Raw genomic sequence first — 22,244 nt, 5'->3', positions numbered from 1 at the left:
GCGCTGATCAGTTCACCGTGAAGTAGTAATAGCTGGTATCGAAGACAGTGCCGTCCGCTCCGGTGGTGTAGACGTAGAGGCTGTGGAAGCCGCTCGCCGTCGGCGTGTACGTCACCTGCGCCGTTCCGTCGGCCGCGACGGACACCGTGGTCTCCGGGGCGTAGTCGAACGAGTAGGAGAATGACGCCGCGTTTGAGACCTTCGAGGCGAAGGTGAAGGTCCCGGTCACCCCGACTCCGCCGCCGCTGCCATCCGCCGGGTAGACGTCCGAGGTGATGGTCGGTGTGGTGTCCACGAACGCGAACCAGGTGGCTTGCGAGCTCACCCAACCGTTCACGCTGTGGCTGGTCACCCTCACCACGTTCCCGCCAGAGCTGTTCAGCGTGAGCGTGGGTGTCGCCGTGCCGTCCGGCGCCGCGGCCACCGTCTGCGGCGGGTCGTTGTTCACCGTGTAGGTGTAGGAGTCGACCTTCTGCACGATCGGATTCGGCGTGAGGTGGATCGTGAACGGGACGCCGTATTGCGGGCTGGTCGTGCTCGGCGTGAGGGCTGGCTCGGTGTCCCCCACGGTGAACTGATAGGTAGAGACCCGGGAGATGTTGTAGGACCGGGTGATGCTCTCCACAGTCAGCGTCTGGGGTCCCCAGGACGGCGGCGGGACGAGCGAGAGCGTCACCGACCCGCCCGGGTGGTCCGCCCGCACGAAGCCCGGCTGGGTGAACGGATCCGTCCACTGCGGCACGCCGTGCGGACCGATCGAGTATCCGAACACGGACATGTCGCCGTTCCAGCTGTACTGGAAGCCGATCACGTCCTTGGCGCCGTTCGCGCCGATGTCGAAGATGACCGGCACGCCGCCGGAGCTGAACTTGTTCTGCGGGTAGTTCGGCGAGGCGATGGCCGGACCCGAGGCCGGGACGGAGTTGTCGACCCGGAAGTAACACGGCGCCGACCAGGGCGATTGGTCGATCCCGTCGTCGCCGCGCGCCTGCCAGGCGTAGGTCTCGCCGTTCACGAGCACGCCGCTCGGCACGGCCGCTCCGCCCTCGTTCCCGTCGATGACGTACTGGTTGGTGAACACCGTCCGGTTGTCCGGGTTGTCGAGCGGCCAGATGGCGAAGTCCCCGTGCAGCTGAGCCGTGCCCGGATCGGTGTCGTGGAACATCGCCTCAAGCAGTGGGGTCGTCTCGCCCAGGTACGGGTATGGGCCGGTCGTGGCGCAGGCGCGGCCGTCGTTGAACAGCAGCGTCGGGACGGTGGGCGGAATGTTGGAATTGACGTCCAGGCCGAAGCTCGACGGGTCCAGCCACCGGCCGTACGAGACGTTCTGCTGCTCGTCCGCCGGCACCTGCAGGACGAGCGAGAGCTTCGACTTGCCCTCGGCCACCGCGTGGTGCACGGCAGTGGTCAGATCGAGGTGCAGGTAGTAGGCCGGGCAAAAGGAGGCGGGGGTCGCGATGGCCCCCAGCAGCGTCTCCGGGTCTGGGGCCCGGTGCCAGGTGATCGGCTGGGTCGGCTCCCGGCTCTGCCAGACCTCGAGGGAACGCGCCTGGCACTGCGTTACCTGCGACTCGGCGGCGTACAGGGTCGCGCCGAGCACGTCCGTACCGCTGAACGAGGACAGGTCGAACGTGAGGTACACGCGGGACTGGTGCGTGGCGCCCGAAGCGTCCACCCACGATCCCACTGGCACAGGTCCCGACGGATTGGTGAAGCTCTGCTTGGGCGCCAGCGAGTCGGTGTAGGCGATGGACGTGAGCGGCGCCTGCTGATAGGTCGCAGCGGCCGCTGGTCCAGCCGTGGCGGCGGTGAGCGCACCCCCCGCGAGCACCGCGGCCGCGACCACGGCGAACGATCTGAGACTTCTGATTTTCCGCACCCCGAAATCCCTCCCCGAAAATGACTGAAAACCCCGATGCCCTTGTGGCAGGGCGTCCAAAAAGGTAGCACCAGTGTTCTGTTTCCCGCGGGGCGGGTGCCCGCGGTGCGGTGGGCGGTCGCGCGGGTTTAGCGACTGGCGGCGCGGCGCGCGGTCTCGACGAAAAGGGCCAGGTCGGTCGGGCCCTGGCGGGGCGCCGGCGATTCCACGGCGCGGCGCGGGAGAGGGGCGCCGAGTTCGGTCCAGGGCGTGCGCACCACCGACGCGCGGGCGGTCGAGCTCGACGCCATGCGACCGCTGATGCGCGGCGTCTGGATCGTCAGCACTCGACCGTCCGGCAGCGCCAGGTGGCCCCGGCCCGGGGTATCCGCGCGCACGGCGGCTGCGGCCGGCAGTGAGATCAGGCGGCGCGACTCCTCCGGGCCGCGGGTGCGCAGGGCGATCCGAATCTGGGCCTCGTCGCAGACGTCGCACTCGAGCAGCCGTACCGCCTGCGCGTCGTCGAGCGCTACTCCTGTCGCGATGTGGACGTCGTGTGCGCGGCCGTCCCGGGCGATCGCCGCGAGTCCCTTGGCGAACCAGGGGTGGTCGGCGGCGAGCCGGTCGAATCCGTCCACGACCACCAGCAGGCATGGCCGCTGCTCATCCGAGGCGGCGTCGGCCGCCTGGGTGCGTTCCTCGGCTTCGGCCTCGAGCCGGTCCAGGAACGCCCGCAGCGCGTCCGGCGCGCTGTCCCGCTCCAGATGCGCGTCGACGTGGGGCAGGTCCGCGCAGTCGCCGAGCGACGGACCGCGGCCTCCCGAGAGCAGCATGAGACGCAGGCGCTCCGGGCGGTTCACGGCGGCCAGCGCGCACACGATCGACCGCAACACCTCGGAGACGCCAGAGCCGGACGCGCCGCCTACCAAGACGTGTTGTCCGGTCAGGTCGACGCTCACCGCTCCGTGGTCATCTGCGCCGAGCGTCAGCTCAGGTCGCGGCTGCGGCTCGGCCCAACGCGCGGAAAGCTTCGCCGGGGTCAGCAGATCCAGGTCGAGCAGCGCCAGCAGCCGTGCCTCCTCAGGCAGTTGCGGCGCCCCGAAGCCGTCCGACTCGCGCAGCGGGGCGAGTGCTCTGGCGAGCCGCTCGGCCCAACCCGCCGAGGCCAGGTCGGCGATCACCCCATCCAGTGCCGGCTGGTCCGGCCGCTCCAGGCGCAGCCGGGTGTTCACCTCCCCGCCGAGCACGACCATCGCGCCTGTCGCGTCGGGGAGTTGAGCAGGCCGCGAGGCGAGCACGAGCGAATAGACGCCGACGCGTGGCCCGTCCTCCAGGAGGCGCCGCATCCCGCGCTCACTGAACAGGCCTGCCGCCGGGTCCAGCACCACCACGGTCCGCCGGCCGCTCCGCCGCTCCCGCGCATCTTGGTCGGTCGCCGCGTGGCCCGGGTCCCGAGCGGCGATCCGGTCGCTCAGCTCGGCCAGCCGGGCGGCCATCTGTCCGTGGTCGAGCCCCACGAGGGCGCGGCAGTCCTGCCCGTCCCGCGGCGTCAGATGTGGCAGCCAGCGGGTCCACGCCCAGCCGCTGGACGCGTCGGAATCCGGCCCGCACAGCACCACCAGCTCGAGGTCGCCCGGCGCACAGGCCGCTCCGAGCTGCCCGACCAGCGCCCGGGCGAGCCCGTCGAGGCCCGGACCGCCGGACCCGGGGCGCGGGCCGACCAGCCCGAGCACCCCGGCCTCCTCCAGGTCCACGGTGATCGGCGCGGCGGCCACCCGGGGCCGGAACGTCTTCGGGCCGGACACCACGGACACCCGGGAGGGCACGCGCGCCGTGCCCAGCCTCAGCTCCAGGAAGCCAGGCTGCGCGGGGTCCCGGGTCCACAGCCCGGGTCCGGGCCGGATCGCGGCGGTGAGGAGGGCCGCCAGGTCGGGGTGCCGCTCGCGGCGCAGCGCGGCTTCGGCTGCGAGGGCCGCGCCGATCCGCGTCTCCGCCTCGGCTTTCGCCTGCTCGAACGCGACCACCGCGCGTCTGCGGGCGGCGGGCAGGCCGCGCACGCCCGGACGCGGCGGCAGCTCGATCCGTGGCGCCGGGATCGGTGTCGCTGGAACGCGCTGAGTAGACACGCGCAGGCGCCCTAAACGGTCAGGCTCGGCCTCCAGCGGGCGCCGTGAGGGACGCAACATCAGGGTCGTCTCGCCGACGCGCACAGGCGTGTCCGGCGGCAAAAGCACCGCGTCGGTACCTACGGGCGCACCGTCCAGCGTCGTGCCGTTGGTCGAGCCTATGTCGCGCAGGCGCACCCAATCCGCGGTCACCAGCAGCTCGGCGTGTAGGCGGGACAGGTCGGGGTCGTCGATGCGGATCGCCGCGTCCGTGCCGCGGCCGATCGGGATTCGCACCGGAGGCGAGCCCGGTTCAGGCGGCGCGAGCAGGTGCACTCCGCCCGCGTCCGGACCGCCCACGACGTGCACCTCAGGTGCCTCGGCCGGCGCGACCGGCCCGGCTGCGGCTTCGGTGCTGAGCACCGCGCCGTCCAGCAGCGGAGGCAGCCCGAGCACCGAGTCGTCAGCCACCGGGTCCCCACCGCAGGAGAACCGCGCCTCAGGCAGCCCGACCAGCGTCCGCAGCGATCCCGCAGCAGCGCCGAACGTGGTCCCGGCCGCCGCACTCACCGTGACGTCCACCGCCGCGGCGTCCGCGACGTCAGCGCCGCGCGACGAGGTGACGGACAGTCGGATTTGCATGAGCGCTGCCTTCTGCTGGGGCTGCTGTGTTCGATTCTCAGCGCCGCCCCGGCTGGCTCTGAGAATCCCGCAGCGAACAACGGTATCCGAGAGCGCCCACAGCCCGGCCCTCCGTCCGGCGGCCGGGAGCGGGCCACGGAGGCCGAAACTCTGCCCTAAGTGCCCGCATGGCGATGCTGGTAAAAGCCGCGATCCTGTAGCAGCTTGGGTACGAACAGGCCGCCCGATGCTCGTCGCGTGACACGGCGGCACTAGGGTGACCATGCGCCGCAATGCGCCCCTGCGGCGGTATGGGCACGAGTGCGTCCGAAGGACTGGGGGAGAGGTATTCGTGGGTCAGCCCATCGGCAGCCGTTATGAGCTGGAAGAACAGCTGGGCCGCGGCGCCTTCGGGTCGGTGTACCGGGGGCGGGTGCGCGGAACCGGCGAGTCGGTCGCGGTCAAGGTGCTGCTCGAGGAGCTCGCGGCCGACCCGGACGTGGTCACCCGGTTCCTGCGCGAGCGGACCGCGTTGGTGGGGTTGCGGCACCGCTCGCTGGTGGCGGTGCGCGACCTGGTGGTCGAGGGCGACGTTCTCGCCCTGGTCATGCAGCTGGTCGAGGGCCCGGACCTGCGGGCCTACCAGCGCGGCCGGGGCACGCTCGGCCCCGAGGAAGCGGCGCTCCTGGTGGCCGACGTGGCCGACGCGCTGTCGGTCGCCCACGCGGCGAACATCGTCCACCGCGACGTGAAGCCGGCCAACGTGCTCCTTCAGCCCGAGGCCGGGGGATTCCGCCCGCTGCTGACCGACTTCGGTATCGCGCGGCTGGCCGACGCGCCGTCGGTGACCCGTACCAGCCAGGTCGTCGGCACGCCGTACTACCTGTCGCCCGAGGTCATCTCCGGGCGCAAGGCCACACCCGCAGTCGACGTCTACGCCTGCGGGATCATGCTCCACGAGCTGCTGACCGGCCATCCGCCGTTCCGCGGCCGGGACGCCATGGAAGTTTTCCGGGCGCACCAGACCGCGATGCCGCAGCGGCCCCCTGGGCTGTCCGAACAGCTCTGGGCCGTGGAGTTGGCCGCGCTCGCCAAGGACCCCGACCAACGCCCGAACGCCGGCGACCTGGCCGCACGGCTGCGCGCCGCGGTGCGCGCGAACGACGGCCCCACCGTCCGGCTGCCGATGAACCCGACCGACGGAACCGCGATGCTGCCGAAGCTGGCCGGCGGCGGGGCCATTCCGGGTTACGACGGCGGCGGGAAGATCGCGGCCGGGGGTGGCGCCACACCCGCGCCTGCCGCGTGGGCCGCGCCCCAGGCGGCGGCGATCACGGCTGCACCGCCGCCGATGCCGATGTCGAACGCTCACAGTCCCGCGCCGCTCGTCCAGGCGGCACCGACGCAGTCCGCGCCGATGCAGGCGCCGCCCCAGCGGCCACAGCTCTCGGCAGCTCCGCCGATGGCGCCGCAGAACCGTCAGGCGCCGCCATTCGGTCCGCCGCGGACGACCAATCAGGCCCAACCGATAGCCCAGCCCCAGCGTCCGGCGCCGTACCCGACCCCTGCGCCCTACCAGCAGGGTGCGCCTTATCCGGTGACGTCTCGTCAGGCGCCGCCCGCGCCGCAATACCGGCCGCCGCAGCAGCCTCAGTCGTACACAGGTCCGCGCAGCCAGGCCCCCAGGCATCCGCAGACGTACAGCGGCACGGCTTCGAACAAGTCCAACGGCCTTAGCTGTCTCAGCAAGCTCGCGATCCTCCTCATCGTGCTCGCGATCGCCATCACCATCGGGGTGACCGTGGGCCGCCAGCTCGCCAAGCACAACAGCGGCACCGGCAACCGCAGCGGCCTCGGCTACGACGAGAATCCGGGTCGGCCCCCCGCGGCGGTGACGGTCCTGCACGCCGGACCACGCCTGATCGGCCGCTGACGTAAAGCCCGGCACACCGTCGCGGTAGTTGCCCACGGTGTGCCGGACCGGCACAGTTGCATGCGGGATAGCGGGTCCGACTGACGGGCCGGCGGAAACCTCACGGAGCGACGGTGACACGCAAGATCGGCAGCAGGTACACGGTCACGCGGGTGATCGGCCGGGGGACCTGCGGCACCGTCTGGGAGGGCACCGGCCCGGACGGTCCGGTCGCGGTCAAGCTGCTGCGCGAGGATCTGGCGGCGGATCAGACCCTGATCGCCCGGTTCGTGCAGGAGCGCACGGTCCTGACCAGCCTGGCGCACCCGAACGTGGTGGCGGTGCGGGACTTGGTCGTGGACGGCGCCGATCTCGCGCTCGTGATGGACCTCGTGAGCGGCACGGACCTGCGCGAACGGCTCGAATCCGGCCGCATCGGCACTGTCCAGTCCGGGAACGCCGCCGGCCTCGCTGCGGCGGCCTCCTTCTCCTTGTCCGATGCGGGCGCGGAAAGCCCACTTCGCGCCGCGCCCACCGGCGGCCTGCCCCCGGCCGAAGCTGCGACGCTGGCCGCCGACATCGCGGCAGGACTCGCGGCAGCGCACGCGCGCGGCGTCGTGCACCGCGACGTCAAACCGGAGAACGTCCTGATCGAGGCCGGCTCCGGGACGGCCCGGCTGACGGACTTCGGGATCGCGCGGATCGTCGACGGACCGCGCCGCACCCGCGCGACCCGGATCGTCGGCACGCCGGACTACCTCGCGCCCGAGGTGATCGAGGGTTGCCCGCCGGGGCCGCCGGTCGACGTCTACGCGCTCGGCACGCTGATGTTCGAGCTGTTGACGGGGTGGACGCCGTTCGGCGGCGGGCACCCGGGCGCGGTGCTGCGGCGGCACGTGACCGAGACGCCGCCCGAGATCCCGGGAATGCCGGAGCCGCTGGCCGAGATCCTGCGCGCGTGCCTGTCGAAGGCGCCAGCCGCGCGGCTGACGGCGGCGGAGGTGGCCGGGCGGCTGCGCATCCTCGTTCCCGACCTGGCCGGGCTGCCCGCGCTCCGGGTCGCCGATCCGCGCACGGCGATCGACCCGGCGCACTCCGGCACCTCGAACGGGGCGGGCCGTCCCGTGCCGATGACCGTCGGCTCGGTGCCCCTCGTGAACGTCGCGGCAGACGCGGCGGACGACTCCCGCTCGACGCACATGAACCTGATGCGGCCGATCCGCGAACCGCTCGGCCCCTCGGCGCCCGTCCCCGGCGTCCCGTCGGCTGACCGCAGCCGTTCTGACGTCGACTCAGATGAGGAGGCGCTCGGCGAGGCCGACCGGAGCCCCTCGGACGGGCGAACGTCGCGCAGGAGGGGGTTCGCGGCGCTGGCTGCGGTCATCGTGGTCGCGCTCGTCGCGGCAGGCGGATACGTCTGGTGGCATTACCACCGCAGCCACCCGGCTGGGCTCTCGGTCGGCTCTGCCAGATCCGCCGATGCCTTATCCGGCGGTAGCACCTCTGCCGCGCCGCCGAGCGCCGCCGCTGGCGAGCGGTCTGTGGCGGTCGGCCCGCTGGGCCTGGTGACCTTTGGCACGGTCGCGGCGCCCGAGGCCGGGCCCGTGGGTGCGGTTCACGTCGCCGCGGCCGGGAACGCGCTCCTCCTCGCGATGACCGGGACCGACGGCACCGTCCGCTACGCCGTCGCCCCCGCCGTTTCCGGCACTGCTGCGTTCGGCCAGCCGCCGCAGTTCGGCGTCTGGCACACCCTGCCTGGCGTCAGCTCCGCCGCGGAGCCCGCGCTTGTGGGACGCACGTCCGGCGACGCGGAGCTCTACGTCGTCTCCTCCGCGGACTCCCAGATCCACCGCGCCGTCTACGACCCGGCCACAGCCACGTGGTCGTCGTGGTCTGCCCTCGCGGGCACGGGGACGACACGGGTCGCCGGCGCTCCCGCGGCCCTCGCGCTGGACGGCGGCCGCACCGAACTGCTCGTCGCCTCGGCGGCGGGTAGTCTCCTGACGACCAGCAGCGGCTCCGGCGCGGCGGGCGCCGCATGGCAGACCTGGCACGCGATCTCGGCCGCCGGATCCGTCAAACCTGGCGTCGCCCTGACCGCCCGCGCCGACGGCGCCCAGGCGGCATTCGCGGTGCGTGCCTCCGACCAGGCCGTCCTCAGCCTCCTCAACGCGGGTGCGTCCCCATACGCATGGGGTCCCGCGTACTCGACCGGCGCCGTCGGACAGCCCGAGGCATCGTTCGTCGCCAATGGCGCGCCCGACCTGTTCGTCCGGTCGGCTTCCGGCGACGTCCAGGTCTACGTGCTGTCCGGTGCCAACGCGCACAGCCCGCGGACCGCCGCGTCGGCGGGTGTCACCTCGCGCAACCCGCCGGGCGTCGCGGTGACGCTGCCCGACCAGCGGCTGATCCTCGCGGTCACCGCCGACGACGGCTCCGTCCGGCTCTACGCCGAGACCGTCTGAACCTACTCGCGCGGTCGCGTACCCTTGAGATTTGTGGCGTTAGACGTACCTGAAGAACTCAAGAAACTGAAGTCGACCATGGCCTCGATCGAGGCGGTCGTCGACCTCGAGTCGCTGCGCGGCGAGATCAAGCGGCTGAACGAGGAGGCGGCGGCCCCCGACCTCTGGGACGACCAGGCCAAGGCCCAGAAGGTGAACAGCCGGCTGTCGTACGTGCAGGGCGAGCTGAGCCGGGTCGAGACGCTGCGCCGCCGGCTGGACGACCTCGAGGTGCTGGCCGAGCTGGCCGAGGCCGAGAACGACGACGCCACCCGGGTCGAGGTCGAGAGCGAGCTGCCCGCCCTCACGAAGGCGGTGAGCGAGCTCGAGGTGCGCACCCTGCTGTCCGGCGAGTACGACTCGCGCGAGGCGCTGGTGACGATCCGGTCCGAGGCGGGCGGCGTGGACGCGGCCGACTTCGCCGAGATGCTGATGCGCATGTACCTGCGCTGGGCCGAGCGCCACGGCTACCCGACCGAGGTCTACGACACCTCCTACGCGGAAGAAGCGGGCATCAAGTCGGCCACCTTCGCGGTGAAGGTCCCCTACGCCTACGGCACCCTGTCCGTCGAGCAGGGCACCCACCGCCTCGTACGCATCTCGCCCTTCGACAACCAGGGCCGGCGGCAGACCTCCTTCGCCGGCGTCGAGGTCGTCCCGGTCGTCGAGCAGACCGACCACATCGAGATCCCCGAGGACGAGATCCGGGTCGACGTCTACCGCTCGTCCGGGCCCGGCGGCCAGGGAGTGAACACCACCGACTCGGCCGTCCGCCTCACCCACCTGCCCACCGGCATCGTCGTCTCCTGCCAGAACGAGCGCTCGCAGCTGCAGAACAAGGCCTCGGCCATGGCGGTGCTCCAGGCGAAGCTGCTGGACCGCAAGCGGCAGGAGGAGCAGGCGAAGATCGACGCGCTCAAGGGCGACACGTCCGGCTCCTGGGGCAACCAGATGCGCTCCTACGTCCTGCACCCCTACCAGATGGTGAAGGACCTGCGCACCGAGTACGAGACCGGGAACACCACCGCCGTCCTGGACGGCGAGATCGACCAATTCATCGAGGCCGGGATCCGCTGGCGTCGCACCGGCGAGCACAGCCGCGCGGCGTCGTAACCCTGGCGACACCGGCAGCCCGCTCATCGATCACTGACTTACCCGATGATCCACTGATTACGAACCGGTGACGCTTTAGCGAGCCTCAAGCGCGCGCAGAGACGCAGAACGGCCGGGGCGGCACCCGTCCCGGCCGGATTGTGACTCAGTTCACGCGAAGCGGGCTTGGAGCGCGAACGCGCCTATGACCGCGGCCAGCACCGCGAGTAGCAGCCACAGCGGTGCGTAAAAGCGCTGAGCACCGCGTCCGTACTGGTCACGGGCCGCGCGACAGACCGGACACCGGGCCTCGGACACCGGCCCGGAACAGTTGGCGCACACCAAGTCGTCGCGTCGCATCGATTCTTCCTCGTTACCGTAGAGAACGCCGCGGTGCGCCCGTTCGTTCCCTCCTACCCCCGCCGAGCCTCGTACACTCCAGGGAAGCTCGCTCCGCGGTCGGCCGGACCGCGGCGGCGGACCGGCCGGCGCTCCCCCGTCATCCGGTCCACGGCCGCCGCGCACCCGCCGTCCGCGGAGACCGAACTCCTCGCGCGCGGCCACCCACAGCCGCGCGCGAGATCGCGGAACCGGCCCCACGCCGGGGCCGTTCTGTCTAGACTGCCGCCGGATGGTGATGAAACCGTGATTCGCTTTGAGAACGTCAGCAAGACATACCCCAATCAGGCGCGCCCCGCGCTGCAGGAGATGTCGCTGGAGATCGAGCGCGGCGAATTCGTCTTCGTGATCGGCTCCTCCGGGTCCGGCAAGTCCACGTTCATGCGGCTGATCCTGCGCGAGGAGCGGCCGTCCACCGGCCGCGTGGTCGTCGCGGGCAAGGACCTCAACAAGCTCTCCAACTGGAAGCTGCCGCACCACCGCCGCCTCATCGGCACCGTGTTCCAGGACTTCCGCCTGCTGCCGAACAAGACGGTCTATCAGAACGTCGCGTTCGCGCTCGAGGTGATCGGCCGACCCAAGGGCCAGATCGCGAAGGTCGTGCCCGAGGTGCTCGAGCTGGTCGGCCTGGCCGGCAAGGAGGACCGGATGCCCAACGAGCTGTCCGGTGGCGAGCAGCAGCGCGTGGCGGTCGCCCGGGCGTTCGTGAACCGGCCGATGATCCTGATCGCGGACGAGCCGACCGGAAACCTGGACCCGGAGACCAGCGTCGGCATCATGAAGCTGCTGGACCGGATCAACCGGACCGGCACCACCGTCGTCATGGTCACCCACGACCAGGCGATCGTGAACCAGATGCGCAAGCGGGTGCTCGAGCTCGACTCGGGCAGCCTCGTGCGCGACCAGTCCCGCGGCGTCTACGGCTACGTGCGCTAGCCCGCCGGCAGCCGGCAATTCCACCCGAGGACTTTCGGTAGGTACCCACGATGCGTGTCCAATACGTGCTCCAGGAGATCGGCCAGGGGTTGCGCCGCAACCTGACGATGGTCATCGCGGTCGTCGTCTCGACCGCGGTCGCGCTGGTGATGCTCGGCTCCGGCCTGCTCATGTGGCAGCAGACGCTGCACATGCAGGACTACTGGTACAGCAAGGTCGAGGTCAGCGTCTTCATGTGCAACCAGGAGGACGTGAACAAGTACGCCAACTGCAAGACGGCGGTCACCACCGACCAGCGGCAGACCATCCTGGACACGCTCAACAAGACCCCGCACGTCCAGAACGTCACCACCGAGTCCCAGGATCAGGCGTACCAGCACTACCTGCAGATCGCCGGCAACTCGGCCCTCGCGCAGACCGCGACGCCGCAGGACATGGAGCAGTCGTTCCGGGTGAAGCTGGACGACCCGAACCAGTGGCAGGTGGTCGAGGGCGCGGTGGTCGGCCTGCCCGGCGTGCAGTCGGTCCAGGATGAACAGCAGCTGCTCAAGCCGCTGTTCACGTTCATCCACATCGCCGAGTACACGGCGGTCGGCGTGGCCGTGGTCATGCTCGTCCTGGCGTTCCTGCTGATCTTCAACACGGTGCGCCTCTCCGCGTTCAGCCGGCGCCGGGAGACCGGCATCATGCGGCTGGTCGGCGCCTCGAACTTCTACATCCAGATGCCGTTCCTGCTCGAGGGGGCGGTCGCGGGCCTGCTCGGCGGCCTGTTCGCGTCGCTGATCCTGGTCGCGGTCAAGGCGTTCTTCATCGACCACGTGGTGGCCCCGCACCTGAGCTCGATCCAGTTCATCGGCTGGAACCCGTTCGTGTGGATCGTGCCCTGCCTGCTGCTCGTCGGCATCCTGATGTCCGTCCTCGCCTCGGCGTTCACCCTGCGAAAGTACTTGCGCGTTTAGGCGAGAATGGATCCCATGGTCAGGGAACGCGGCGAGAAGAAGATCGCGCAGAACAAGAAGGCGCGGCACGACTACTTCATCGAGGACACCTACGAGGCGGGCCTGGTGCTCACCGGCACCGAGGTGAAGTCGCTGCGTGAGGGCCGCGCGTCCCTGGTCGACGGTTTCGCCCAGATCAAGGACGCCGAGGTCTGGCTCTACAACGTGCACATCCCCGAGTACAACCAGGGGACGTGGAACAACCACGCGCCGCGGCGCATGCGCAAGCTGCTGCTGCACAAGCAGGAGATCCAGAAGCTGATCGGGAAGTCCAAGGAGTCCGGCCTCACCCTCATCCCCCTCTCCCTCTACTTCAAGGACGGCAAGGCGAAGGTCGAGCTCGGCCTGGCGCGCGGCAAAAGAGACTACGACAAGCGGCAGGTGCTGCTGGAGAAGCAGGCGAAGCGGGAGGCCGACCGGGAGATCTCGGCTCACCGCCGCCGCATGCGCTGACCGCGGGGCCAAGCCAAGGCCCGGGACCAGGGCCAGGACCAGGACCAGGACAGCGGACACGCCGCGCGGTCGGCGGGAGATCAATCGGCTGTACCGACCGACGCCGCGCCGGGTATCCTGGAACAAGCAGGCGTGACCAGGCGTTCCACAAACGGACATGCGCTGTTGTTGTTTGAGAACCGCATACACTGCACCACTGCCGTGCCGCTGGGAACACCCGGTGGCGCGTCCGTTGTGCTCCGTTGCGGTTCACGCACGGGGGTGAACGGTTTCGACATCGGACGTCGAAGCAGGGGAAGCGGGCCGAGGAAGCTGTGATGATCTCGTTAACCACACGCAGCGAAAAAACAAATGCCAACTCTAATGTTGCGCGTTCCCGTAGCGCCGTTGCTCTCGCTGCCTAATCATTCGATGAAGCGCGAGATCCCGGCGTAGGGATCTGTCGGTCCAGGATCGCCCCCGACCTGGAGTCCGGCATCGTCAGGGGGCTCAACCTCACGAACAGGCCACGGGTGAGTGAGGGAAATTCACGTGGCTGAGCTCGTCGGAGACTCGTCTCAGGGATCTTCGGAGCTGAGAAAAGCGCACTGAGACTACGCCCGTAGAAGCCCTGGTTGGTCGCCGATGGACCCGGGTTCGATTCCCGGCACCTCCACCATGGGATGTTTACATAAACATCCCGATTTCCTTTACAAAACCCCTGGCCGAGAGAGTCCTCGGCCAGGGGTTTGCTGTTGGCAGCAGTCTGCGGCGACAAAAAGGTCCGTTCACCACCGGGATGGGTAGTCAGCGGACCAAGAGCTCGGCGATGCGGCCCGTGAGCAGGTATTCAGCGGTTTTACTGAGATGAGGTTGGCCTGGTTGGGCGGAGATGTGGTGCGTTCCACCCAACCAGGACGGGGAGAAGTAGGTGCGCGCTGGTGTGCTGTGATCACATCCAGCTGTTGCTCAGGCTGCCTACCTTGGCCCAGGGGTTGCCGTTGGAAATGACGCTGATTACAGGGCCGTTGTTGGGATCGATGGCCAGCGCGAGCTGATCGGCGCCGCCGGCCCATACGGTCACCCAGTTGGTGGCGTTCACACTTTGCTTGACGTAGGTGTTGCCGTTGTCTATGACGCCGATCAGGGTGCCGTTGGTGGGGTCGCTCGCGAGTGCGAGCTGAGTGTCCCCGCCGTTGTTGTCTTCGGCTACCCAGTTGGCGCTCAGGCCGCCTTGCTTGACGTAGGTGTTGCCGTTGTTTATGACGCCGATCAGGGAGCCGTTGGTGGGGTCGCTCGCGAGCGCGAGCTGACTGACGCCGGTCAATTCGAGCACCCAGCCGGTGCTCAGGCCGCCCTGCTTGACGTAGGCATTTCCGTTGGAAAGGGCGACGCCGATCAGGAGGCCGTTGGTGGGGTCGCTGGCCACCGCGATCTGCCTGGCGCCGCCGGCCCACTCATAGACCCAGTTGCTCGCGTTGGTCACGCCGCTTCCGGTGCCTTGGTAGGCGTATACGTTGCCGTTGACCAGGACAGCGATGAGCGGGCCGTGGGCGGAGTCGGTGGCCACTGCGATCTGGCTGACCCCGGCGAACGGCACCTGGGACCACGTGGCGGCCGGGTCGACTCCTGAGACGTAGGAGGTGCCGTTGGCAGTCAGTTCGCCGGTCACGGAGCCGTCGCTGGCGATCGACATCTGCGTGGTGGAGGTGTTGGCGACCGGCGGTGAGCCCGGCTGTAGGTATACCTGGTACCACTCCATCGCTGTGTCGTCGACGCCGGCGGGGCTGGTGGTGAGGGTCGCGAATGGAGTGGTTCTCGATTGGCCCGCGGCGCTGCCGTTGAGGTACAGGCGGGGAATAATGGGACTGTTCACGGTAGCGGTCGGGCTGATCCCGAAGCCGAAGCCCGTGGAGGGCCCTGTTTTCCACGTCTGCAGGTAGGTGTCGTAGGGGGTGTAGTTGGAGAGCGTGGCTTGCGCGCCGTTGGTTGTGCTGCCGGTGAGCACGAGCCCGTCCCCGGCGTTGTACAACACCGCACCGCTTTGCTGCCACACGCAGTCCGGGTCGACCGACAGCGGGTTGCGCTCCAGGATGGCCTGGCCGTCGGGTTGGGCGCACAGGACATAGTCGGAGTAGAAGGAGTTCTCGAGCAGGAACTGTGCTCCGAGGTTCGCCGGGACGGGCGGGGCGATGTTCCACTGCTGGCTGGCGCTTCGGTTGCAGGTGCTCAGGCTGATGCCCGGATAGTTCGGGCCCAGGCTTTGGCCCCCGGCGGTGGTGGGTGGGGTGGAGTCCAGGCACATGTTGGTCGCCGAGTTGACGATCTCCCCGAACGAGTACGACCACTGCTGGTTGGTTTGGCCCGCTGCGCAGGGGTAGGTGCTGACCCGGTTGCCGTCGGTGGCTGCGGCATAGTTGTTGTCCAGGCACGTGCCGATGGCGTTGCGCGCGGTGCCGTTCGACCCGAGCGTCCAGTACCCGCCCTGGTTCTGGGAGTTGCACGCGGTCACGGTCAGGTTGAAGGTGCCGGTCGGCCAACCGCCCGGGACCGGGGCGGCGGTCTGCAGGCAACTGCTGGGATCGTTCGCGGGGGTGATCTGCCCGAATATCCCCGGTGTCGGCGCGCCGGGTACGTCGAACTGCTGGGTGGCGCCTCCGGTACAGGTGCGCAGGCTCGCCCCCGCGCTGCTCGATCCCGGTGGCGGGGTCGGGGGGTTGACCGGTGGGGTGGCGTCCAGGCACTTGCCACTCGCCGGGTTGACGACCGTGCCGTTGGGCATGAGCACCCAACTCTGGGCCGCGTCCAGGTAGGTGCACGGCCACAGCTGTACCAGGTTGCCCTCAGTGCTGGAACCGTTGTAGTTGTCCAGGCAGAAGCCGGTGCCGTTGACGGCGATTTTGCCGTCGGACGTCGTGGTCCACACCTGGGTGGCAGACCCCTGATCGCATGGGTTGAGTTGCAGCGGCGTGCCGCCGGTGATCGTCCCGCCGGAGGGCACCGCCGCATCGAGGCACTTTCCGGGCTGGGTTTGTGAGCTGATCTGTCCGGTGGCCGCCGCGGTGATCTGGTAGCCGATCCCGACCGGGACATGATCGCCGAAACCCGGCCACTGCTGCCGCACAGCGTGATATCCGTCCGGAAGCCCGGCTTGGTTGGTGACGGCATAGTCCCACTCACCCATGTGGTCCCCCCGGAACTGGGTGGGCTGCCCGGTATTGATAATGGTCGTCCCGGCCGGAGCAGTCAGCGCGGCGGGCGCGACGTTAAGGTCCCCGGCGAAAATCCAGTTCGGCGGTGTTCCCGCGGCGGCACCGGGCATTGCGGCCGTGGCTGCCGCGACCGCGTTGAGGATGTTGGCGGCGTCGTTGCCGGCGAACGGGCGGGCGTGGCCAGTCCAGAAGTCCACGTCGTTAGCCAACCAGACCCCCAGGGTCGGCCGGTTGACCACCGCACCGGCAGCGTTGACCGGCAGGGTCCCGTTGGCTATCGGCTGGGGTGCCACGACGAACACCTGTCCGGCCCCGGTAAGCCGGTTAGCAGTTACGATCGCCATGCCCTCGTGCCCGCCCGCGGGGCCGGCCAGGTAGTAGACCCACCGGTTGATGGGCCTGCCTGCGGAGCCCAGGTTCCACTGCCACTCCTGCACGGTGTATGTCGCCGGAGGGGCCGGGGCGACGGCACCGCCTGGCGCGACGAGGGTGCCGGCCGGCGGCGGCTGCAACGTCGGGATAAACCAAGTGTTGAGATGTGTGTACCCGACCCCGTCAGGCATCTGCCCTACCTCCTGCAAGCCGATGGCATCCCAGTACGGCGTCCCGGCTGTGGTCTGCCTCATCGCCAGGGGCCTGACCGCGTAGTAGAACTTGTTCTGAGCCTCGGTTCCTCCGCCGCCGGTCGTATAGGTGCCCTCGATATTCATCGTCACAACGTCGAAATTCTGCACCGCCGCGTGCGCGGCACCGGTCGGCAGCACCACCAGCCCGACGGCGAGCAGCACCAGGGCCAGCAGGCGTGCCGTGCCGGCGCGCAACCAGCGCACCGCAGGCAACCCGCGGCCAGCTCTTGCGAACATCAGCGATTCCGTTCCCCTCGACCAGATCCGGGACAGGACGACCCGGCCCCCGGAAAACCTCACCTCGTGGTGCGCGCCGAGCAGCTCGGCGCGATATTCCAAGTCTGACAGGTCGTCTCAATACCGTCTATGAACGACAGGTAAAGGCTGGGATATCTGTAGGCGCATGAGCCTGCGCCACACCCTCCTCGGCCTGCTCGCCCAGTCACCCAGCAGCAGCTACGACCTGACCAAACGGTTCAACCAGACCCTCGCCCTGCTCGAGCACATGCGCGCCCAGCGGCAAAAGGTCCACCAGAACGTGACACGCCTGCTGCCGGAGCGGAGCGGGGCAGCAGGCGTTCTTGTCGTTTACTGCGGGGCCGGCTCCCGTACCCCAGGCCAGGGGGCAAACCCCCCGGGACCCCCGGCACCATTTGCACTGTCGTTGGTAACGCTGGCCGCTGGCGGTCCGCAAGCGCAGAGTGCGAGTCGGGCGCAGGGGGGCCACTGACTTGGCCGACTCGCCGAGCGCGCTGCGCTCGCCGGGTCGGCCGTCGTGTTTTCTGAGTGGCGAACTCGGTCGTGCGAGAGGCCCGGACCGGGTGATTCCCGGTCCGGGCCTCCTTGCGTCGCGACTTGCCTGCTCGGCCCCGTCGGCGTCGGCGGTGCGGTGCCGCTTAGCGCTCTTCGCGGAACTCCACGACCTTGCGCGCGACCGGGTCGTACTTGCGCAGCGTCAGGCGGTCGGGGTCGTTGCGGCGGTTCTTGCGCGTCACGTATACATAGCCGGTTCCGGCGGTGGAGCGGAGCTTCACGACCGGGCGGAGTTCACTGCGGGCCATGGTCGTCCTTCCTGGTGGTGCGGGTGGCGTGCTCGCTGCATGCCAAGCCGCCTGTGGAACGTGGCGGGATGTGGTGGTATTCCGCATGGCTCGGCCTTACGACTCCCTGCCGGGTGGCATGAATGGGCCGCTTTCCTGAAGCTTTGCCTTGCCGAGCGGTTCGCTCGACTGTGCGGGCTCGGTTGATGCGGCCGATTATTGGCGTAGCTGCTCTCAGGGCTATGGACTGTGACGACGCACCGCACGGATGTTGCCAGAGCCCGAATTCGGGCGTCGTCGGGCACCTTCTTCGGCGAATGCTTCGGGTCGCAAGGTTTTGCGACGGACCTTTGACAGCTCCACCGGCACCTGACAGGGTGGCGAGACGCAGGATCATACGTGCGACGGTCATGGGAGCAGATTCGTGATGGCCTCGAGGGGAAACAACTCTCGCGACCGCTCCTCCGGCGCCACCTCCGACCCTCGGGAGGCTCCGCGCCGCCGACGCGGGTTATTCCGCCGCTCGAAGCCGGTCGAGAGTCAGCATGCTGACATATCAGGTGGCGAGGTCGGGGCGGAAAGGTCTCTGGTCGTCGCTGGCGTTACCGTGGCCGGTATCGCTGCGGGTGGCGGCGCGGTCGATGCCGCGGAAGCCCCCGCCACTCCCGCATCCGCATCCGCGCCCGCCCCAGCTCCCGTCGAGCCGCTGAGTGACCCGCACGCTGACCTGCTTGCGAACGTCGCCTTGCGTGACCTCACCCTGATCGAGTCGCTGCTGGCCATCGTCGAAGAGGCCGAGCGCGACGAGCAGGACCCCGACCGGCTCGCCTTCCTCTTCCGCCTCGACCACCTGGCCACCCGGCTGCGCCGCAGCAGCGAGAACCTCTTGGTCCTCGCCGGGCGCGACGCTCCCGACGGTCCCGGCGAGCCGGTCGCGCTGCTCGAGGTGGTGCGGGCCGCGATCTCCGAGTCCGCCGACTACGCCCGGGTCGACATCGGTCGCCTGCCCCCGGTGGCGATCGGACCGCACGCCGCGGACGACCTCTCCCACCTGCTCGCCGAGCTGATCGACAACGCGCTGGCCATGTCGCCCGCGCACACCGTGGTCACCGTGTCGGGCTCCGGCGCCAGCGATACCGTTCTGGTCGCCGTCGACGACGACGGGATCGGCATCCCGGTCCAGCGGCTGGCCGTATTCAACAACCGGCTCGCCCGGCCGCCCGCGCTCGACGCCGCGGCCGCGCGTCAGATGGGCCTCTACGTCGTGGCCAGCCTCGCCCACCGGCACGGCGTCTATGTACAGATGCAGGCGCGCCCGGGTGGCGGTACCTCAGTCGTGGCCGCCCTCCCGCTGAGCGTTCTCGCCGCGATCCCGGGGCCTCCGCCACCCCCGTCGCCGAGCGCTGTCCCGGTTCGTGCCCCTGTTCCGGTTCCAGTGGCGGCGGCTGTCTCGGCCGGCGGGACGGTTGCGGAGCCGGTGCGCGCGGTTCAGGGCCCTGTTGCGTCCGCACCGGGACCTGCTCCCTGGTTCGGCGTCGAGATGCGCGCTCAGGAACGTGTCACCGACGTGTGGACTCCGCCGATGCAGGGGTCTGCGCCCGGCGCCGCGCTGCCGCCGGTCGGCCACCTCGAGGACGACGCGCCGCGGATCACCGCCACCGGACTGCCGCGCCGCAGTCGGCCGACCGGCTGGGCCGAGCCCCCGCCGCCCGCGCCAGACACCGCCCCCGCCGACCCGCAGTCGGTGTTCGACGATCTCGCCGCGTTCGACGCTGGGCAGCGCGCCGCGGCCGACGCCCCCGCCTGGGAGGGACCTTGGGAGAGCTGAGCGCTCAGGCCCGCGAGATGGCCTGGCTGGTCGACAACTTCGCCGCGGAGGTCCCCGGCATCGAGCACGCCGTCGTGCTGTCTTCCGACGGCCTGCTGCTGACCGGGTCGGCCGGCCTGCACGCGGATGTGGCCGAGAAGTTCGCCGCCCTGGCCAGCGGCGTGCTGTCGCTCGCGCACGGCTCGGCCCGGCTGTTCGAACTGGGCGGCTGCGAGCAGGCGGTGATCCGGCTCGAACGCGGATTCCTGTTCGTCTCCGCGATCAGCGGCGGCTGCGCGCTCGCGGTGCAGGCCGCCAAGAACTGCGACATGAAAGTGGTCGGCTATCAGATGGCGCTGTTCGCGGACCGCGTCGGCCACCGGCTCACCCCCGAGGTCCGCGGCGAGTTGAGAGCGGTGTTGACGCCGTGACCATGTCCACCATGCCCCATCCGGGTTTCGGCCCGGGGCGGCCGGGACCGGGCGAGCCGCCGCTCGCCGGATCCGGCCGCGACGAGGTACCGCAGCGCAGGCGTTCGGCCCGGGTTCGGCCGTACGCGCTGACCGGCGGCCGTACCCAGGCCCGCCACCCGCTGCTCGTCGAGACCCTGGTCACGGCCAACCCCCGAGAACCGGGCCAGGACGCGACCCTGCCCCCGGAGGCGCGGGCGATCCACGCCTTCTGCTCCACCCACCGGTCGATCGCCGAGATCGCCGCGGTGCTCTCCCTGCCGCTGGGCGTGGTCCGCGTCCTGGTCGGCGACCTGGCAGACGCGGGACGGGTGCGCATCCACCCGGTCGCCGCCGTGGTGCCGCGGCGCGAGCTGCTGGAAAGGGTTCTGCGTGGACTCAAGGCCGCGTGACGCCTCCGCCGCCTCGCTGCACGCGGGTCCGGCACTGTCCGCAAAGATCCTGGTCGCCGGTGGTTTCGGCGTAGGCAAGACGACGATGGTCGGCGCCCTGTCCGAGGTGCCGCTGCTGGCCACCGAGGCGCTGATGACCGAGGCGTCCGTCGACGTCGACCAACTCGGCCACACCCCGGCCAAGACCACCACCACGGTCGCGATGGACTTCGGGCGCCTCACCATCGACCCGCAGCTGGTGCTGTACCTGTTCGGCGCTCCCGGGCAGAGCCGGTTCTGGTTCATGTGGGACGACCTCGCCCGCGGCGCCCTCGGCGCGGTGGTGCTGGCTGACACGCGCAGGCTCGCCGACTGCTTCCCCGCGCTCGACTATTTCGAGAGCCGCGGTGATTTGCCCTACCTGCTCGCGGTCAACCGCTTCGAGGGGCAGCTGACCCACCCGCTCGAGGAGGTCCGGGACGCACTCGATCTGCCGGACTACGTCCCGCTGGTCCACTGCGACGCCCGCGACCGCATGGAGGGCCGGACGGTGCTGCGCGAGCTGATCGGCCATGCGCTCAAGTCACTGGCGGATTCGGAACCCTGACGACCTGCCGCCGCGATAACCCAGCCCTTAAGACGACCCGACGATCTGACGAGGACGCATGCGCAAAATCCTGATAGTCGGCTCCGGCCAGTCCGGCCTCCAGCTCGCGCTGGGGCTCCAGGCCGGCGGCTACGACGTGACCATGATGACCGTGCGCACCGCCGAGGAGATCCGCGACGGCCAGGTCATGTCGACCCAGTGCATGTTCGACTACGCGCTCAATCTGGAGCGGACGCTCGGACTGGACCTGTGGGCCGACTCCGGGCACCGGATCGACGGCATCGGGGTCTCGGTGCCGGCGCCGGACGGCGCGCGGGCGATCGACTGGCTCGGGCGCCTCGACGGCTACGCGCAGTCCGTCGACCAGCGGGTCAAGATGTCCGCCTGGCTTGAGCTGTTCGAGCAGCGCGGCGGCCGGGTCGTGGTGAACCCGGCGACCGTGTCCGACCTCGACAAACTGGCCGGGATGTACGACCTGACGGTCGTCGCCGCCGGAAAAGGCGAGATCACCGCGCTGTTCGACCGCGACGACAGCCGGTCGCCGTACTCGGAGCCGCAGCGTTCGCTGGCGATCGCGTACGTGCACGGCATGGCTCCGCGCCCAGAGCACCCGGACGTGGCCGGCGTGCGCCTGGACCTGATACCCGGCGTCGGCGAGCTGATCTGCATCCCGGCCTACACCACCAGCGGGGTGTGCGACATCCTGTTCTGGGAGGGGATCCCCGGCGGTCCGCTGGACGTGTTCGACGAGGTCTCCCGCGACCCGCAGGCGCAGCTCGACCTCATCCTCGAGCTGATGCAGCAGTTCACGCCCTGGGAGTACGAGCGCTGCGCGAACGTCGAGCTGACCGACGCGCGCGGCACCCTGGCCGGCCGGTACGCGCCGATCGTGCGGCGTCCCGTCGCCGACCTGCCGTCCGGGGGCATCGTGCTGGGCATGGCCGACGTGGTGGTGGCGAACGACCCGATCACCGGTCAGGGTTCGAACAACGCGGCCCGGTGCGCCGACAGCTACCTGAACGCGATCGTCGAGCAGGGCGACCGGCCCTTCGACCGCGCGTTCATGCAGCGCGCCTTCGACAACTATTGGGAGCGCGTCGCGATCTGCACGGCGTGGACCAACGCCATGCTCGCCCCGCCGCCCCCGCACGTGCTCGAGATCATCGGCGCGGCCGGGCAGTTCCAGGCGGTCGCCGACCGCTTCGCCAACGCGTTCTCCACCCCGGACGACTTCGCGGACTGGCTGCTCGACCC

Annotated in this window: 16 protein-coding genes and 1 other RNA gene; 12 read left to right on the top strand and 5 right to left on the bottom strand. The window is 70.0% G+C overall.

What is annotated here, in order from left to right; all coding sequences use genetic code 11:
- Nucleotides 1–7 precede the first annotated feature (7 nt).
- Together VGZ32_RS16385 and VGZ32_RS16380 are read right to left on the bottom strand one after the other, a co-directional pair.
- Entirely contained in the window at nucleotides 8–1,879 is a 1,872-nt protein-coding gene (locus VGZ32_RS16385; RefSeq protein ID WP_326886914.1) for a DNRLRE domain-containing protein, read from the bottom strand.
- 128 nt (nucleotides 1,880–2,007) lie between these two features.
- The gene (locus tag VGZ32_RS16380; RefSeq protein ID WP_326886913.1) at nucleotides 2,008–4,605 is read right to left on the bottom strand and encodes an FtsK/SpoIIIE domain-containing protein; all 2,598 of its coding nucleotides are present in this window, start codon (nucleotides 4,603–4,605) and stop codon (nucleotides 2,008–2,010) included.
- Between the two features lie 331 nt (nucleotides 4,606–4,936).
- On the opposite strand from VGZ32_RS16380, the gene VGZ32_RS16375 reads away from it, so the two are divergent.
- The 3 genes from VGZ32_RS16375 (at nucleotide 4,937) to prfB (ending at nucleotide 10,113) form a co-directional block, all read left to right on the top strand.
- Nucleotides 4,937–6,517 (top strand): serine/threonine-protein kinase, encoded by a 1,581-nt coding sequence (locus tag VGZ32_RS16375; RefSeq protein ID WP_326886912.1) that lies wholly within the window; start codon nucleotides 4,937–4,939, stop codon nucleotides 6,515–6,517.
- A gap of 113 nt (nucleotides 6,518–6,630) precedes the next feature.
- A complete protein-coding gene (locus tag VGZ32_RS29065; protein ID WP_326886911.1) occupies nucleotides 6,631–8,961 on the top strand; it encodes a protein kinase domain-containing protein in 2,331 nt (776 codons plus the stop codon).
- A gap of 33 nt (nucleotides 8,962–8,994) precedes the next feature.
- Complete coding sequence (gene prfB, locus VGZ32_RS16365; protein ID WP_326886910.1) at nucleotides 8,995–10,113, top strand: peptide chain release factor 2; 1,119 nt, start codon at nucleotides 8,995–8,997, stop codon at nucleotides 10,111–10,113.
- Nucleotides 10,114–10,263: 150 nt separating this feature from the next.
- Here the strand turns inward: prfB and VGZ32_RS16360 are convergent, their stop codons facing one another.
- Nucleotides 10,264–10,452, bottom strand: a complete 189-nt coding sequence (locus VGZ32_RS16360) for a hypothetical protein (protein ID WP_326886909.1) — start codon at nucleotides 10,450–10,452, stop codon at nucleotides 10,264–10,266.
- Nucleotides 10,453–10,737: 285 nt separating this feature from the next.
- Here VGZ32_RS16360 and ftsE point away from each other — a divergent pair, with 285 nt between their 5' ends.
- The 4 genes from ftsE to ssrA all read left to right on the top strand — a co-directional run bounded on the left by ftsE (nucleotide 10,738) and on the right by ssrA (nucleotide 13,536).
- The gene (ftsE, locus tag VGZ32_RS16355) at nucleotides 10,738–11,427 is read left to right on the top strand and encodes a cell division ATP-binding protein FtsE (RefSeq protein ID WP_326886908.1); all 690 of its coding nucleotides are present in this window, start codon (nucleotides 10,738–10,740) and stop codon (nucleotides 11,425–11,427) included.
- Nucleotides 11,428–11,477: 50 nt separating this feature from the next.
- Nucleotides 11,478–12,386 carry a permease-like cell division protein FtsX gene (ftsX, locus tag VGZ32_RS16350; RefSeq protein ID WP_326886907.1) on the top strand — a complete coding sequence of 303 codons (909 nt, stop codon included), beginning with the start codon at nucleotides 11,478–11,480 and terminating at the stop codon, nucleotides 12,384–12,386.
- A 15-nt stretch (nucleotides 12,387–12,401) separates the two neighbouring features.
- Nucleotides 12,402–12,878 (top strand): SsrA-binding protein SmpB, encoded by a 477-nt coding sequence (gene smpB / locus VGZ32_RS16345; RefSeq protein ID WP_326886906.1) that lies wholly within the window; start codon nucleotides 12,402–12,404, stop codon nucleotides 12,876–12,878.
- 257 nt (nucleotides 12,879–13,135) lie between these two features.
- Nucleotides 13,136–13,536, top strand: a transfer-messenger RNA (tmRNA) gene (gene ssrA, locus VGZ32_RS16340).
- A gap of 273 nt (nucleotides 13,537–13,809) precedes the next feature.
- Here the strand turns inward: ssrA and VGZ32_RS16335 are convergent.
- Complete coding sequence (locus VGZ32_RS16335) at nucleotides 13,810–16,932, bottom strand: ricin-type beta-trefoil lectin domain protein (RefSeq protein ID WP_326886905.1); 3,123 nt, start codon at nucleotides 16,930–16,932, stop codon at nucleotides 13,810–13,812.
- 659 nt (nucleotides 16,933–17,591) lie between these two features.
- Nucleotides 17,592–17,756 (bottom strand): 50S ribosomal protein L33, encoded by a 165-nt coding sequence (rpmG, locus tag VGZ32_RS16330; RefSeq protein WP_326886904.1) that lies wholly within the window; start codon nucleotides 17,754–17,756, stop codon nucleotides 17,592–17,594.
- A 586-nt stretch (nucleotides 17,757–18,342) separates the two neighbouring features.
- Between rpmG and VGZ32_RS16325 the strand changes: the two genes are divergently transcribed.
- From VGZ32_RS16325 to VGZ32_RS16305, 5 genes are all read left to right on the top strand, one after another.
- A complete protein-coding gene (locus tag VGZ32_RS16325; RefSeq protein WP_326886903.1) occupies nucleotides 18,343–19,563 on the top strand; it encodes a sensor histidine kinase in 1,221 nt (406 codons plus the stop codon).
- Nucleotides 19,551–19,973 carry a roadblock/LC7 domain-containing protein gene (locus tag VGZ32_RS16320; RefSeq protein WP_326886902.1) on the top strand — a complete coding sequence of 141 codons (423 nt, stop codon included), beginning with the start codon at nucleotides 19,551–19,553 and terminating at the stop codon, nucleotides 19,971–19,973. The genes VGZ32_RS16325 and VGZ32_RS16320 overlap by 13 nt, the downstream gene beginning before the upstream one ends.
- A gap of 11 nt (nucleotides 19,974–19,984) precedes the next feature.
- Nucleotides 19,985–20,404, top strand: coding sequence for a DUF742 domain-containing protein (locus tag VGZ32_RS16315; protein WP_326886901.1), 420 nt, complete (start codon nucleotides 19,985–19,987; stop codon nucleotides 20,402–20,404).
- Complete coding sequence (locus VGZ32_RS16310) at nucleotides 20,385–20,990, top strand: GTP-binding protein (RefSeq protein WP_349263628.1); 606 nt, start codon at nucleotides 20,385–20,387, stop codon at nucleotides 20,988–20,990. Before VGZ32_RS16315 ends, VGZ32_RS16310 begins: the two co-directional genes overlap by 20 nt.
- A 58-nt stretch (nucleotides 20,991–21,048) precedes the next feature.
- Nucleotides 21,049–22,244, top strand: a 1,196-nt coding sequence (locus tag VGZ32_RS16305; protein WP_326886900.1) for a styrene monooxygenase/indole monooxygenase family protein, incomplete at its 3' end; no start/stop codon positions are given.

The sequence above is a fragment of the Actinocrinis sp. genome (genome assembly GCF_035938995.1).
Lineage (GTDB): Bacteria > Actinomycetota > Actinomycetes > Streptomycetales > Catenulisporaceae > DASZGI01.
This window is presented reverse-complemented; position numbering and strand designations above follow the sequence as displayed.

Bases quoted from the DNA above. Each gene is read 5' to 3' on its own strand.
- VGZ32_RS16315 (WP_326886901.1), top strand. From the start codon at position 19,985: ATGCCCCATCCGGGTTTCGGCCCGGGGCGGCCGGGACCGGGCGAGCCG.
- VGZ32_RS16335 (WP_326886905.1), bottom strand. From the start codon at position 16,932: ATGTTCGCAAGAGCTGGCCGCGGGTTGCCTGCGGTGCGCTGGTTGCGC.
- smpB (WP_326886906.1), top strand. From the start codon at position 12,402: ATGGTCAGGGAACGCGGCGAGAAGAAGATCGCGCAGAACAAGAAGGCG.
- ftsX (WP_326886907.1), top strand. From the start codon at position 11,478: ATGCGTGTCCAATACGTGCTCCAGGAGATCGGCCAGGGGTTGCGCCGC.
- rpmG (WP_326886904.1), bottom strand. From the start codon at position 17,756: ATGGCCCGCAGTGAACTCCGCCCGGTCGTGAAGCTCCGCTCCACCGCC.
- VGZ32_RS16360 (WP_326886909.1), bottom strand. From the start codon at position 10,452: ATGCGACGCGACGACTTGGTGTGCGCCAACTGTTCCGGGCCGGTGTCC.
- VGZ32_RS16380 (WP_326886913.1), bottom strand. From the start codon at position 4,605: ATGCAAATCCGACTGTCCGTCACCTCGTCGCGCGGCGCTGACGTCGCG.